The sequence below is a fragment of the Shigella sp. FC1661 genome (assembly GCF_001712525.1).
Taxonomy (GTDB): domain Bacteria; phylum Pseudomonadota; class Gammaproteobacteria; order Enterobacterales; family Enterobacteriaceae; genus Escherichia; species Escherichia coli.
In genome coordinates this window covers 1-13,777 of the sequence record NZ_MDGW01000013.1, presented here as the reverse complement: position 1 = coordinate 13,777, position 13,777 = coordinate 1, and the positions used below count along the sequence as shown (strand labels likewise).

Genomic DNA, 13,777 nt, shown 5'->3' with positions numbered 1-13,777 from the left:
GGCTCCGGAAGACGGTTGTTGCGCACGTATTCGGTGAACGCACTATGGCGACGCAGGGGCGTCTTATGAGCTTGCTGTCACCCTTTGACGTGGTGATATGGATGACGGATGGCTGGCCACTGTATGAATCCCGCCTGAAGGGAAAGCTGCACGTAATCAGCAAGCGATATACGCAGCGAATTGAGCGGCATAACCTGAATCTGAGGCAGCACCTGGCACGGCTGGGACGGAAGTCGCTGTCGTTCTCAAAATCGGTGGAGCTGCATGACAAAGTCATCGGGCATTATCTGAACATAAAACACTATCAATAAGTTGGAGTCATTACCTATCGCTAGCACCAGGTATAACCAACGAAACATTGCCATAGTTTGCTTTGCCCCCTTCGCAGGGGGCTTTTTTATACGGTTATTCACCGGATTGCGACTTCCGGATCTGGCTCATGAGTAATGCGATTACGTAAGTCGCGGCGCATAATTTCTATTATCCAGAACCAGAAAATATGCCCCAGGATTTCAGAGGCATATTCGTCAAAAGGCAATTGAGTGAGCGGCGGCGTTAAATTCAGCACCGGGCAAAATATACCGTGGACTGCCACTGTCACAATAAGCCCTGCTAATATCCCCTGCCATAATTTCACTTTCGGGAAAATTTCCGCGACAATACAATACCCTATCGCAAAAACCAGTGAGAAGATGATATGCGTCACCATCACCGGGTTGATAATATGTTCCGAGAATGTATACACAGTTTGGGTTGGGTCGATACCTAAATAATCCCGTAGAAAGATATACGGCGGGTTAAATTCATCGCGACCACCGGAAAATGTGCGCGGTGGCAAGGGGACTTCCGCTCCCCATTTAACAAATGCTGAAATAATTCCTGAAAGTACACCCACAAGTAACGCAACGCCATAGCGGCGACGTTGCGGATCCGTTCTGACAAACAATCCATTGATAGCCATAAAAACACCTGTTGTTTATACGATTTTTTAACTGAAGCGGCCCCGGAATCAGACCAATTACATCCCGCAGGAGGTAATAATTCCGGGGCGCACTGCTTACTTCTGCCCGTAATAGGCGTTAGGACCGTGCTTACGCATGAAGTGTTTATTCATGAGGAAGCTGTCGATGTGATTCAGTTGTGGGTTAATACTGCGCGCAATCCACGCCATTTTCGCCACTTCTTCCATCACCACCGCGTTATGCACCGCGTCGTGGGCATCTTTCCCCCAGGCGAACGGCCCGTGCTGATACACCACAATTCCCGGCGTATGCAGCGGCTCGGCGTCACCCAGCGTTTCGATAATCACTTTGCCGGTGTTCAGTTCATACTCGCCCTGCACCTCTTCTTCGCTTAATCCACGCGTACACGGGATGTCGCCAAAGAAGTAGTCGGCGTGCGTGGTGCCTAACGCCGGGATCGCCAGCCCCGCCGGCGCCCATGCGGTGGCATGAGTGGAATGGGTATGGACAATGCCGCCGAGCGACGGGTAACGACGGTAGAGTTCAAGATGCGTCGCGGTGTCAGAAGACGGGCGATACTTCCCTTCTACCACCTTGCCGCTCATATCGACCACCACCATATCGTCTGCTTTCATGGTTTCGTAGGCAACGCCGCTGGGCTTGATCACCACCAGCCCGCGTTCGCGGTCGATAGCGCTGACGTTGCCCCAGGTAAAGGTCACCAGCCCATAGCGCGGCAGATCCATGTTGGCTTCAAACACCTGCTGTTTTAGCTTTTGCATTATGCCGCCTCCACCATGCCTGCTTTGGCCATGCGCGCTTTCACCCAATCACGCGCTTTCACCACTTCTGCCGCCGGGTCTTCCGCCGTTTCGCTCCACATCTCAATCAGGTACGGCCCGCAATAGCCACTCTGTTTGAGCGTTTCGAAGCAACGTTCGAAATCCACCACACCTTCGCCAAATGGCACGTTTTTGAAGACGCCCGGTTTGGTGTCTTTCACATGCACCGCGACGATATGCCCGATTCCGGCCTGCAACTCCATCTGCACATCGTTGTCCCACGCCGACAGGTTGCCGATATCTGGGTAGAGCTGGAACCACGGGTTGTTGAGATAGTGCGCGTAACCCAGCGCCTTGCTGATGGAGTTCATCAACGGATAATCCATGATCTCCATCGCCAGCGTCACCTGCGCGCGGCTCGCCATCTCAACGCTCTCTTTCAGGCCGTCACGGAAATGACGACGCGTTTCGTTATTGGCTTCCTGATAGTAAACGTCATAGCCCGCCAGCTGGATCACGCGAATGCCAACGTCCTGGGCGAACTGGATGGCTTTACGCATAATCTCCAGCCCCTGCGCCCGCACCGCGTCATCTTCGCTGCCCAACGGGAAACGACGATGGGCAGAAAGGCACATGGACGGCACACGCACGCCGGTTTCAACAATCGCATTCACCAGCGCCAGACGCTGCTCGCGGCTCCAGTCGAGGCGCGACAGGCGCTCGTCAGTTTCATCTACCGACATCTCGACAAAATCGAAGCCCAACGTTTTTGCCAGTCGCAGGCGTTCCAGCCAGCACTCCCCGGCGGGGAGCGCTTTTTCATAGATGCCAAGCGGGATTTGTTTGGACAACATATCCGCTCCTTAGCCCCACAGTTCGGCGATGGAACGTTTGAACTGACGCGCGGCTTCAACCGGAGAAGCGGCATCACGGATGCTGCGACCGGCGATAAACACATGAATTGGAATGCCTTTGAACAGCGGCAGATCTTCCAGCACCAGGCCACCGGTGACGGTGACTTTGAAGCCCATATCGGAAAGACGTTTGATCGCAGTGATATCGGCTTCACCCCACGCCAGCGGCCTGCGCGTCACGGCTGCGGTGATAAACCACCTGCTGAATACCTGCGTCGCGCCACTGTTGCGCCTGTTCCCAGGTCCAGTAACCGGTCAGTTCGATCTGCACGTCGCCGTTAAACTCTTTTGCTACGTCCAGCGCACCTTTGGCGGTGTTGATATCCGCACAACAAATCACGGTCACCCAGTCAGCGTTGGCTTCGAAGCACATACGAGAAAGAATTTTGCCCGCATCGGCAATTTTGGCGTCTGCCAGCACGATTTTGTGCGGGTAGAGCGCTTTCAGATCGCGAACCGCACGCACGCCTTCGCCCACGCACAGAATGGTACCCACTTCGATAATGTCGACTTCTTCGGCAATCAGGCGAGTGGTTTCGTAGGCGCTATCCATAGTCTGGTTGTCCAGCGCGACTTGCAACATCGGTAATGACATCTTCAATTCCTTCTTAAGCTGCCGCGTTGGTGCGGTCAATGAGATCCAGTACTTCCTGCTCGGTACGGCAGGCACGTAAACGGTCGAAATTTTCTTCATCTTCAAACAGGTTGACGATCTGCATGATGCCCACTTCCTGGTGCGTGTTGGCATCGACCGCCGCCATGGTGATGAGGATATCCACCGGGTCGTTATCTTCGTGGTTGAACTCCAGCGGCTTTTTCAGCGTCACCAGCGCAAAACCGGTTTTCTTAACGCCCTCTTCCGGGCGACCGTGCGGCATTGCCAGGCCTGGTGCGAGCACAAAGTACGGACCGTGCTGTTCAACCGCATCCAGAATCGTCTGGTAGTAACGCGGCTCGACAACATCCGCCGCCACCAGCAGGTCAACGCCGATTTTTACTGCGTCCTGCCATGTCTCAGCTTCAGCCTGCAGGCGGATGGATTTATTCTCCGCCAGCGAATCACGTAATTTCATGGCGCGTCCTTACTTCACATCCTGCGGGAAATGCGCTTTGATCACTTCCAGCAGTTTCGGGCCAAAGTCGGCAGGAGAGAGCATGTTGCGCACGCCAACCACGTATTTGTTGCCGGTCACGGTGATTTCGCCCGCAATGTGCGTAGAAGCGATGATGATATCCGCGCCGCTCAACTCGCTTTTGTATTCGCCAACCGCGCAGCTATTTACCGTGTGGTCAATGTTTGATTGGGTTAAAAACTGGTCCACTTTCATCTTCATGATCATGGAACTGCCTTGTCCGTTGCCACACACAGCCAGAATACGTACGGTCATAATCAAAACTCCTTATTAAGCAGACTGTTCTGCCAGTTGTTTTTCTGCATCTTCTTCTGCGCGCAGTGCGCGGCCAGCGAAGAACATATAAGCCAGTGCAATTACAATGATGACGGCCATAAAGGCGATACCGATGGAGAAGAAGCCCTGCATCATCGGCGGTGCCAGAATCGACCAGTCCGCCATGCCCATCCAGGCGCTCATACCGGTGAGTTTCACCGCCCAGACGCAGCCAAAGATTTCAATCATCCCCATCACCAGACATATCTTCAGCGCCGCACGCCAGCCGCCGAAGTGGTTAGCGAACACGCCGATGGTGGCGTTGGAGAAGAACATCGGGATAAAGCCGGGAATAATCAGGATCGAGGAACCGCAGGCGACCAGGATGCCAACCGCAATCAGCTGACCGATGGTGCCCCACATAAAGCCCCAAACCACGGCGTTCGGCGCGAAGCTATAGATAGCCGCACAGTCAATCGCCAGAACCGCACCAGGGATCAGGCGCTGGGAGATACCGTTAAATGCTTCAGAGAGTTCCGCCACAAACATGCGCACCCCTGAATGATGATGAAGATCGCCACCGCGAAGGAGAAACCAGTTTGCAGGATGTACACCGTCCAGTTCACTTTGCCTGCCATCGCCTGCACGGTGTCGATACCGAAGGAGAGCAGAATGGCACCAAAGAAGATGGTCATCACAATCGCCGTGGAGACGATGTTGTCGTGGAAAATATTCAGCCAGCCTGGCAGTTTGAGGTCTTCAACGCTTTCCTCTTTTTTGCCGAGGAACGGCGCAACTTTATAGGCAATCCATGATGCAAACTGTTGCTGGTGACCGATGGAGAAACCGCAGCCGTCCGTCACTTCCTGAGTCGGCTTGTACATCATGTTGGAGGTAATGCCCCAGTAGAGCGAAACCAGAATCGCCGTGCAGATAATGGTTGTCCACATGGAGTAGCCGAAAATAAACAACGTAACGGCAATCAGCCCCGCCTGCTGGAACATGATATGACCAGTCAGCATGATGGTACGAATACCGGTAATGCGACGCAGCAGCACGTAACAGATGTTCAGCGCCAGCGCTAACAACACCGCGTAACCTACCCAGCTATAGGCATCGCCCATGCGGTCGATGGTTGCCATCATCGACGCGTAAGTATCGGAAATTGCGCCGTTAATGCCGTAGACTTCGGACATTTTCGCCACCACCGGTTTGAAGGTGCTGGTGAGGATGCCGGACCCTGCCTGCAACAACATGAAACCAATTATGGTTTTAATCGTGCCTTTAATAATAACGCTGACACTTTTGCGCAGTAGGATGTAGCCCAGACAGGTCACAATACCCAGCAACAACGGGGCATTGGTCATGACCTGGTTAAAAAACACGGTAAAGATGTTGTAGAGACGATCTCCTGAAGAAGAGGTAACCGGGTATTCCGCACACCCGGAATGTTGTGCACTCACTATAATTTTCAAAAGTAATCACAACAAGATTATTTATGATTAAATGTGGCGCGACCCGTAAATAATTCCATACGGATAGAGTGGGATTCACACAACGAAACAATTATTTATTTAAATTCATTTAGTTAATTTAACTACACATTCCATTAAATCTTTCCACACTCAAAATCAACAACAACTTCCCTGGCAAAAAGTCAAAAAATGGTCATTGCCTTCCTGAAAAAATAGTGTCAGGATTAATCAAAACCAATCACATATTGATTCGAATTGAACTATCATGAAGGTAAATGGCGATGAGTAAAGTGAAAAGTATCACCCGAGAATCCTGGATCCTGAGCACTTTCCCGGAGTGGGGTAGCTGGCTGAATGAAGAAATTGAACAAGAGCAGGTCGCCCCTGGCACATTTGCGATGTGGTGGCTAGGCTGCACCGGGATCTGGTTGAAATCAGAAGGTGGCACCAACGTTTGCGTTGATTTCTGGTGCGGCACTGGCAAACAAAGTCACGGTAACCCGTTAATGAAACAGGGTCACCAGATGCAGCGCATGGCTGGCGTGAAAAAACTGCAGCCAAACCTACGCACCACCCCGTTTGTTCTTGATCCGTTTGCGATTCGCCAGATCGACGCGGTACTGGCGACTCACGATCACAACGATCATATCGACGTTAACGTCGCTGCTGCCGTGATGCAGAACTGTGCTGATGACGTACCATTCATTGGACCGAAAACCTGCGTTGATTTGTGGATTGGCTGGGGCGTACCGAAAGAGCGTTGCATCGTGGTCAAACCGGGCGATGTGGTGAAAGTGAAAGACATTGAAATTCATGCGCTTGATGCTTTCGACCGTACTGCACTGATCACCCTGCCTGCCGATCAAAAAGCGGCTGGCGTACTGCCGGACGGCATGGACGATCGCGCGGTGAACTATCTGTTCAAAACGCCTGGCGGCTCCCTGTATCACAGCGGCGACTCCCACTACTCTAACTATTATGCGAAGCACGGTAACGAACATCAGATCGACGTGGCTTTAGGTTCATACGGCGAAAACCCGCGCGGTATCACCGACAAAATGACCAGCGCCGATATGCTGCGTATGGGTGAAGCCCTGAATGCGAAAGTGGTTATCCCGTTCCACCACGATATCTGGTCAAACTTCCAGGCCGCTCCGCAAGAGATCCGCGTGCTGTGGGAGATGAAAAAAGATCGTCTGAAGTATGGCTTCAAGCCGTTTATCTGGCAGGTTGGCGGCAAATTTACCTGGCCACTGGATAAAGACAACCTCGAGTACCACTATCCGCGCGGTTTCGATGATTGCTTCACTATTGAACCGGATCTGCCGTTCAAGTCATTCCTGTAATCTGTCGTTTATACCGGATAGCGTGGAGAAGTTCGCGCTATCCGGCGTAGTATTTCCTGGCTATTTCAAATATCATCTAAAAAAATCAAATTTTATCGGAATAGCTCATGACTGAAGCACAAAGACATCAAATCCTCCTGGAAATGCTCGCACAATTGGGCTTTGTGACCGTTGAGAAAGTCGTTGAGCGTCTGGGAATTTCGCCTGCCACTGCGCGACGCGATATCAATAAACTTGACGAAAGCGACAAACTCAAAAAGGTGCGCAATGGCGCAGAAGCTATTACCCAACAGCGCCCGCGCTGGACGCCGATGAATCTGCATCAGGCGCAGAATCACGATGAAAAAGTACGTATTGCTAAAGCGGCCTCGCAGCTGGTTAATCCGGGCGAAAGCGTAGTCATCAACTGCGGCTCCACCGCGTTTCTGCTTGGGCGGGAAATGTGTGGCAAGCCAGTGCAAATCATCACTAATTATCTACCGCTGGCAAATTACCTGATCGATCAAGAACATGACAGCGTGATCATTATGGGTGGACAGTACAACAAAAGTCAGTCCATCACTTTAAGCCCGCAGGGCAGCGAAAACAGTCTCTATGCCGGGCACTGGATGTTTACCAGCGGAAAAGGGCTGACCGCAGAAGGGTTGTATAAAACCGATATGCTGACAGCAATGGCAGAGCAGAAGATGCTGAGCGTGGTAGGGAAACTGGTGGTACTGGTTGATAGCAGTAAGATTGGCGAACGCGCGGGAATGCTTTTTAACCGTGCCGATCAAATCGATATGCTTATCACCGGCAAAAATGCTAACCCGGAAATCCTGCAACAACTGGAAGCGCAAGGGGTCAGCATTCTGCGTGTTTAAAGATGCTGGCGGAAAAATGTCACGGCAGCATCTAACGCCTCAGGCGTAATGCGGTGACGCACGCCTGGCTGCCATGAACAGGTTAGCAGTTTATCCCGTCCCGTCTCGCTTAAGGCCTGCTGCAAACGTAGTGATTCGTCGGCAGGCACAACGTCATCCTCGAGGCCATGCCACAGCAGTAGAGGTCTGTCCCCAAGTTGTTCCAGGTGGTTTGTCGCTTCCCACTCTGCCAGCGGCGCGATAATGTTATTGAATTCATTCTGCTGTGCTGCCGTTTCAGGTATCAGCGGTGGAAACAGTGAACGGGCGAGCGATGTAAAATAGCCCGATCCCATCATGCTGGCGGTACATTTCACCGTGGGGTGGCGAGCGGTAATTCCCAGTGCCGTCATCGCGCCCATCGACGCGCCACCGACTGCCAGACGGTCATCAAGCAGCCAGTTTTCTTCGGCTATTGCCGCACGTAAAGTAGTGAATTCCTGCATACTTTGTAGCAAGATTTGCCAGAATTGATTTAACCGCCGCGCTTCGTCGCTACTAAAACGGCTACCGTGATCGGGCGCATCCGGCATGATCACCCGCAAACCAGCCTGCGCCAGCACAACGGCAAAATAGCTATACACCAGGCTGGATGAAGTAAAGCCGTGATAAAAAATTACGCACGGTAACGGGGTATCTTTTTGCCCGACAGGATAAGCATGAAGAACGGGAATATCTGCCAGCTCGCGTGATTCTATTTCAATCATCTGTCTCTCCTTTTTGTCTGGTATGACATGAAGAAATCCTTAGCACAAGTTTCTGCTGGCGGTATTAGTTCATAATGTTGAGATGTGGGTTACGCTTTCGTCACGTTTTCATTCGAAAATCGCGTACCAGGTAACAATTCGGGAACATTCCCCCAAAGTTAAATTAATAAGGCACTACACTATGGTTAGCAGGAAACGTAATAGCGTTATTTACCGGTTTGCCAGTTTATTATTGGTGTTGATGTTAAGTGCCTGTAGCGCACTGCAAGGTACGCCACAGCCAGCACCGCCAGTAACGAACCATCCGCAAGAGATTCGCCGCGACCAGACGCAAGGGTTACAGCGAATAGGTAGCGTTAGCACGATGGTTCGGGGTTCTCCGGATGACGCATTAGCAGAAATCAGAGCAAAAGCTGTCGCTGCAAAAGCTGATTATTACGTTGTCGTCATGGTGGACGAAACCATCGTGACAGGACAGTGGTATTCACAAGCCATTTTGTACCGTAAATAAATCAGACAACTTACATAGTCAGCTTTACATTGCTTTGCGTCCCTATGCGTTTACCTGTGCACAATAAATTACCGGCTGGAAGCCTGGGCGTTTATTACCGCGATGGAATGCCCTGCAACATGTGGGGAAACGAAAAATGGAGCTGACGATGAAACAATTACTTGCTTCACCCTCGCTGCAATTAGTGACTTATCCTGCGAGCGCCACGGCACAGTCTGCAGAATTCGCCAGTGCTGACTGCGTGACGGGCCTGAATGAAATAGGTCAGATCTCAGTTAGCAATATTTCAGGGGATCCGCAGGACGTGGAACGTATCGTGGCGTTAAAGGCCGATGAACAAGGTGCGTCATGGTACCGCATTATTACCATGTACGAAGACCAGCAGCCTGATAACTGGCGCGTACAGGCGATACTGTATGCATGAGTGTCATCTACAGCAAATGAACAATGCCGGATTCGGCGCGAGCGCCTTGTCCGGCCTACAATTTTCACATATTTCATTGAGTTAATCGAAACCAGCGTCGCATCAGTCGTATACGCTTACACACACACTCCCCCCGTCGCCCGCAGCAATAAATCATTCTGGATCTGCTCTGACAACCGTACGCCGCCGCGCGTATCTAACATCACCTGACACCACGCCTGCGCCATTGGCGGAGAAGCATATTTCAACATTTGCGCACCGCAGCCCAGCAGGAATAGCTGATGAGTAATCTCTCGCCCCAGTTCTTCAGCTGGCTTACGCAGCTGCTGCTGTAAACGACGAACCGCGCGATCAAAATAGCGATCCTGCCCTTTCACTTCCACAAATGCTTCCGACAATAAGTCGTATACGCCCGCTTGCTTATTGAGAACGCGCAACACATCCAGGCACATAATATTGCCGGAACCTTCCCAAATACTGTTTACCGGCATCTCCCGGTAAAGCCGCGGCAGCTCGCTCTCCTCGCAATAACCAATGCCGCCCAGCACCTCCATCGCTTCGGCCACAAACGGCATACCTCTTTTGCAGATCACAAATTTTGCCGCAGGCGTAAATAAACGCGCCCACAGGGCTTCTTTGGCATCGGCACGCCGGTCCCACGCTCGCGCAAGACGAAACAGCAACGCCGTTTGCCCTTCAAGCTGAAGTGCCATGCGACTTAAGACATGACACATAAGGGGCTGTTGGATCAATGGATTACCAAAAACATGGCGTTGATGTGCATGATAAATCGCCAGCGAAAATGCACGGCGCATCATGGCATGGCTACCCAGGGCGCAATCAAAACGCGTCATCCCACCCATTTTCAGGATCAGACGAATTCCTTCCCCTTCCTGCCCCAACAACCAGCCAATGGCATCCTGAAACTCCACTTCGCAACTGGCGTTAGAGCGATTACCCAGCTTATCTTTCAGCCGCTCGAGGCGAATCGCGTTGCGTTGCCCATCAGGCAAAAAGCGCGGCACAAAAAAGCAGGACAAACCGCCCGTAGTCTGCGCCAGCACCAGATGCGCATCGCTTTGCGGCACCGAGAAAAACCATTTATGCCCCACCAGCCGATAAGAGCCATCTTCCAGACGCTCTGCACGGGTGGTGTTGCTCATGACATCGGAACCGCCCTGCTTTTCCGTCATTCCCATGCCAATCAACAAACCGCGTTTTTGCCCACCTGGCAATAAGTGAGAATCGTAGCGATCGCTCAGCAGCGGCGTGGTCCAGTCCTGAAACGGCGTGGGTAACATCTGTAACAACAATGGCGTGGCGGCAAAGGTCATCGTTATTGGACATAACGACCCAGCCTCAACCTGCGCATGTAACATAAAACGCGCCGCGCGCGCCACAAATGCGCCGGAGCGAGCGTCTTCTTCCCAGGCAAGATTGTGCACCCGATTGGTACATAACGCCTGCATCAGCAGGTGCCAGGCGGGGTGAAAACGCACATCGTCCAGACGGCGTCCTTGCGCATCGTAGCGCAATAATTCAGGCGGATTCACATTCGCCAGCCGCCCCAGTTCAAGAGATTCAGCCGTTCCTAACTGCTGACCAATACTGGCTAGAAAATCGCTATCCCAGCCAGCACCTTCACGCGTTACCGCTTCACAGAGCGCGCCATCAGACAGGTATAAGTTGCTGTTATTTAATGGTATAGGTTGATTAAAAACGGTGTGAGTTTGCCAGTGCACTGTGTCTCCCTCCATCAATGGCAGTCACCCTTAGTATGGTCACTGCCATGGATTCCTGACAGAAAGAGATTGCTAAAACATTCTTATCCAGCAATGTAATGCGGAACGAAACGTGAGGTGTCTTTGGTGATCAGCGTGTTATCTTCACGGATCCCCATTCCGCACGCTTCATCATCGACAATCCAGCTACCGATGAGTGTGTAGCTATCGCCAAATCGCGGCAGAGGTTGAAACGCCTGGTAGATCATCGGTTCATCGGCGTAATCACCATCAGCGTGGTCAACGACGTTATTCTGACCGTCGAAAATGGTGACGTTTCCGCCTTCGCGTGAGTAGATCGGTTTACGCACATAGCTTTCGCCAGCGGCAATCTGCGGTTTTTCGCCCTCAAACCAGGATGCAAGAAGGTTAGGATGACCAGGAAAGAAGCGCCAAAGCAGCGGCATTAGCCCTTTATTACTCAAGATACTTTTCCATAACGGCGCCACCCATTGCTCGCGACGCTTGCGCAGCAGCGGACCGTTATCGTCACGCATCATCCACTCCAGCGGATACAGCTTAAATGCACGCTGGATGACATTATCATCAAGATCGGTCAGTACGCCGCCGACGCCCAAACCGAGATCTTCAATGTAGATAAACCGCGACTCCTGCCCTGCCTGCTGGGCGCAGTCCTGCAAGTACAGCACGGTACTCCTGTCTTCATCGGTGTCCTGACAGCAGCAAAAATAAAACGGTTCCCGACTGTAAAGCTCACTAAAGCGCGAAATCAGGCGTTCCTGAATGGCGTTGTACTCCAGCAGCTTCACCGGCGCATTGCCACACCAGGCAAAATCCATCCGGCCATACAGCGAAGGATCGCGTGCGCGCCAGCTTTCGGCGATCACATCCCAGTACAACGGCGGGATCGCCAGTTGCGTCAGGATCTCTTCGTCTTTAACCGCGCGATCCACCACCTCAAGGCACATCTGATGCAGTTCCGCAGTCGGTTTTTCGATCTGCTCTTCAATCTGGCGCAGAGTAAAACGGTAAGCCCGACTCTCGTCCCAATAGATTTCATTGTCGATGATATGAAAGTCGAAACCGTTGTTAGCGGCGATCTGGTCCAGATCCCGTCGCACAGGAACGTTGTGTCTCAGCATGATTAGCCTCCCCAATGCCCACGGGCGCTGGAAGAACGACCATAGCCGCCGCGCGAAACGGTTGACGCTTTTTTGGTGGTAAAGCCGCCTGAAGAGTAAGACTCTTTTTTGCCAGAACCGGAGCGCCAGGAGTAATCACCGGAAGTGTTGCGCCAGACGGGGCGGGAAGCAAATGAGGATCCGCCGCTGTTATAGACGAACGGCTCATCGCGATCTTTACGAATAACCCGGCTTAACAAAAATCCAGAAACGACCGGGATCCAACTCTGTTCAACATTGTCGTAGTAGCAATTTTCGTACTTAGACTGACAATTCTGCTGAGTCATATTCTTCGGAACATCGGCATAAAATGCCGCTTTGGCGTTGTTCCAGCCACGCGCGCAAATGTCGGCATTATTACCGTCATCAATACAATCCTGCACTGTCGAATAAAACGTTCCGTCGCCGTCGTTATCGACATCGCCACTATCGCCACAACCTTTCAATACAAAAAAAGCGGCACCGCCCATTAGCGCCAACGTTAAGTATTTTTGTGCGTAGCGATTGCGACGCGGTTCAAAAGGATTATTCGGTCTACCAATGCGACTGATCGCTCCGTGACCAATTTTACTGTTATTTCTTGATTTGCGTTTTCTGGCCATGATCGTCCATTACCATGTCATACAAGCTGCGTTAAAAATACCGCCAGCCAGCGCGGCGGTTCCCATAAACATTCCTGCTGCGGTATTGTGATTAATAATTTTTTCGCTTAATGCGGGCATATAAAGTCTGACACCAGCAAAAACGAGTAACTGAATCACCAGTGCAATCCCGCCCCAGGCGAAATAGTCTGGAATACTCACCGCATTGATTGCCGCACTGGATAAGGGGATCACGTAACCCAACAATGTACCGCTGAATGCCAGTGACACCGCGGTATTATTGTTTTTGATTAATTGCCATTCGTTGTGCGGTGTAATTTTGGAGTAGATAAACAGAAAAATAATCACCATAGCCACGCCAATAAAAAAATAGGCACTAAAGGCAAGAAGTGAATCCAGTATATGCATTGTAAACGTCCTTGTAATTAACCAATAATATGAAGTGATGTCAGCGGGATATCGACACCCAACGCGCGCGAAAATAACCACTCTGGCTCGCCGGTAATGACTCTAACTTATTGATAGTGTTTTATGTTCAGATAATGCCCGATGACTTTGTCATGCAGCTCCACCGATTTTGAGAACGACAGCGACTTCCGTCCCAGCCGTGCCAGGTGCTGCCTCAGATTCAGGTTATGCCGCTCAATTCGCTGCGTATATCGCTTGCTGATTACGTGCAGCTTTCCCTTCAGGCGGGATTCATACAGTGGCCAGCCATCCGTCATCCATATCACCACGTCAAAGGGTGACAGCAAGCTCATAAGACGCCCCAGCGTCGCCATAGTGCGTTCACCGAATACGTGCGCAACAACCGTCTTCCGGAGCCTGTCATACGCGTAAA

General features: G+C 51.7%; 14 protein-coding genes and 5 pseudogenes. 5 read left to right on the top strand and 14 right to left on the bottom strand.

The window, feature by feature from the left end; translation table 11 throughout:
• Positions 1–311, top strand: a pseudogene (locus tag BFF42_RS01120) (IS1-like element IS1A family transposase); the annotation flags it as partial.
• A 98-nt stretch (positions 312–409) separates the two neighbouring features.
• Here BFF42_RS01120 and BFF42_RS01115 read toward each other — a convergent pair.
• From BFF42_RS01115 to ulaA, 7 genes and pseudogenes are all read right to left on the bottom strand, one after another.
• Positions 410–961, bottom strand: a complete 552-nt coding sequence (locus BFF42_RS01115; RefSeq protein WP_000996727.1) for a YagU family protein — start codon at positions 959–961, stop codon at positions 410–412.
• Positions 962–1,057: 96 nt separating this feature from the next.
• On the bottom strand, positions 1,058–1,744 hold the full coding sequence (gene ulaF / locus BFF42_RS01110; protein ID WP_001170822.1) for an L-ribulose-5-phosphate 4-epimerase UlaF: 687 nt from the start codon (positions 1,742–1,744) through the stop codon (positions 1,058–1,060).
• Entirely contained in the window at positions 1,744–2,598 is an 855-nt protein-coding gene (ulaE, locus tag BFF42_RS01105) for an L-ribulose-5-phosphate 3-epimerase UlaE (RefSeq protein ID WP_000949538.1), read from the bottom strand. Before ulaE ends, ulaF begins: the two co-directional genes overlap by 1 nt.
• A 9-nt stretch (positions 2,599–2,607) precedes the next feature.
• Positions 2,608–3,253 (bottom strand): annotated as a pseudogene (ulaD, locus tag BFF42_RS01100) (3-keto-L-gulonate-6-phosphate decarboxylase UlaD).
• 13 nt (positions 3,254–3,266) lie between these two features.
• Positions 3,267–3,731 (bottom strand): PTS ascorbate transporter subunit IIA, encoded by a 465-nt coding sequence (gene ulaC / locus BFF42_RS01095; RefSeq protein WP_000776511.1) that lies wholly within the window; start codon positions 3,729–3,731, stop codon positions 3,267–3,269.
• Between the two features lie 9 nt (positions 3,732–3,740).
• On the bottom strand, positions 3,741–4,046 hold the full coding sequence (ulaB, locus tag BFF42_RS01090; RefSeq protein ID WP_000218360.1) for a PTS ascorbate transporter subunit IIB: 306 nt from the start codon (positions 4,044–4,046) through the stop codon (positions 3,741–3,743).
• Between the two features lie 15 nt (positions 4,047–4,061).
• Positions 4,062–5,413, bottom strand: a pseudogene (ulaA, locus tag BFF42_RS01085) (PTS ascorbate transporter subunit IIC).
• Between the two features lie 389 nt (positions 5,414–5,802).
• Here ulaA and ulaG point away from each other — a divergent pair.
• Positions 5,803–6,867 (top strand): L-ascorbate 6-phosphate lactonase, encoded by a 1,065-nt coding sequence (ulaG, locus tag BFF42_RS01080; RefSeq protein WP_012421297.1) that lies wholly within the window; start codon positions 5,803–5,805, stop codon positions 6,865–6,867.
• 107 nt (positions 6,868–6,974) lie between these two features.
• Entirely contained in the window at positions 6,975–7,730 is a 756-nt protein-coding gene (ulaR, locus tag BFF42_RS01075) for an HTH-type transcriptional regulator UlaR (protein ID WP_146759019.1), read from the top strand.
• On the opposite strand, the gene yjfP is transcribed toward ulaR, so the two are convergent.
• Positions 7,727–8,476 carry an esterase gene (gene yjfP / locus BFF42_RS01070; RefSeq protein WP_000569733.1) on the bottom strand — a complete coding sequence of 250 codons (750 nt, stop codon included), beginning with the start codon at positions 8,474–8,476 and terminating at the stop codon, positions 7,727–7,729. The genes ulaR and yjfP overlap by 4 nt on opposite strands.
• Positions 8,477–8,657: 181 nt before the next feature.
• Here yjfP and bsmA point away from each other — a divergent pair, with 181 nt between their 5' ends.
• Together bsmA and yjfN are read left to right on the top strand one after the other, a co-directional pair.
• A complete protein-coding gene (gene bsmA / locus BFF42_RS01065) occupies positions 8,658–8,987 on the top strand; it encodes a biofilm peroxide resistance protein BsmA (RefSeq protein WP_000254642.1) in 330 nt (109 codons plus the stop codon).
• Between the two features lie 148 nt (positions 8,988–9,135).
• Positions 9,136–9,411: a DUF1471 family protease activator YjfN gene (gene yjfN / locus BFF42_RS01060; RefSeq protein ID WP_000811566.1), complete on the top strand. Its 276-nt coding sequence runs from the start codon at positions 9,136–9,138 to the stop codon at positions 9,409–9,411.
• A 116-nt stretch (positions 9,412–9,527) separates the two neighbouring features.
• Here yjfN and BFF42_RS01055 read toward each other — a convergent pair whose 3' ends face one another.
• From BFF42_RS01055 to BFF42_RS01035, 6 genes and pseudogenes are all read right to left on the bottom strand, one after another.
• Positions 9,528–11,153: an isovaleryl-CoA dehydrogenase gene (locus BFF42_RS01055; RefSeq protein ID WP_000558725.1), complete on the bottom strand. Its 1,626-nt coding sequence runs from the start codon at positions 11,151–11,153 to the stop codon at positions 9,528–9,530.
• A gap of 83 nt (positions 11,154–11,236) precedes the next feature.
• Positions 11,237–12,295 carry a glutathionylspermidine synthase family protein gene (locus tag BFF42_RS01050; RefSeq protein WP_000943997.1) on the bottom strand — a complete coding sequence of 353 codons (1,059 nt, stop codon included), beginning with the start codon at positions 12,293–12,295 and terminating at the stop codon, positions 11,237–11,239.
• Positions 12,296–12,297: 2 nt separating this feature from the next.
• Positions 12,298–12,936: a DUF1190 domain-containing protein gene (locus BFF42_RS01045; RefSeq protein WP_000101670.1), complete on the bottom strand. Its 639-nt coding sequence runs from the start codon at positions 12,934–12,936 to the stop codon at positions 12,298–12,300.
• A gap of 9 nt (positions 12,937–12,945) precedes the next feature.
• Positions 12,946–13,344, bottom strand: a complete 399-nt coding sequence (locus tag BFF42_RS01040) for a DUF350 domain-containing protein (RefSeq protein WP_000547762.1) — start codon at positions 13,342–13,344, stop codon at positions 12,946–12,948.
• A 17-nt stretch (positions 13,345–13,361) separates the two neighbouring features.
• Positions 13,362–13,436, bottom strand: a pseudogene (locus BFF42_RS27455) (hypothetical protein); the annotation flags it as partial.
• A gap of 15 nt (positions 13,437–13,451) precedes the next feature.
• Positions 13,452–13,777: pseudogene (locus tag BFF42_RS01035) on the bottom strand (IS1-like element IS1B family transposase); the annotation flags it as partial.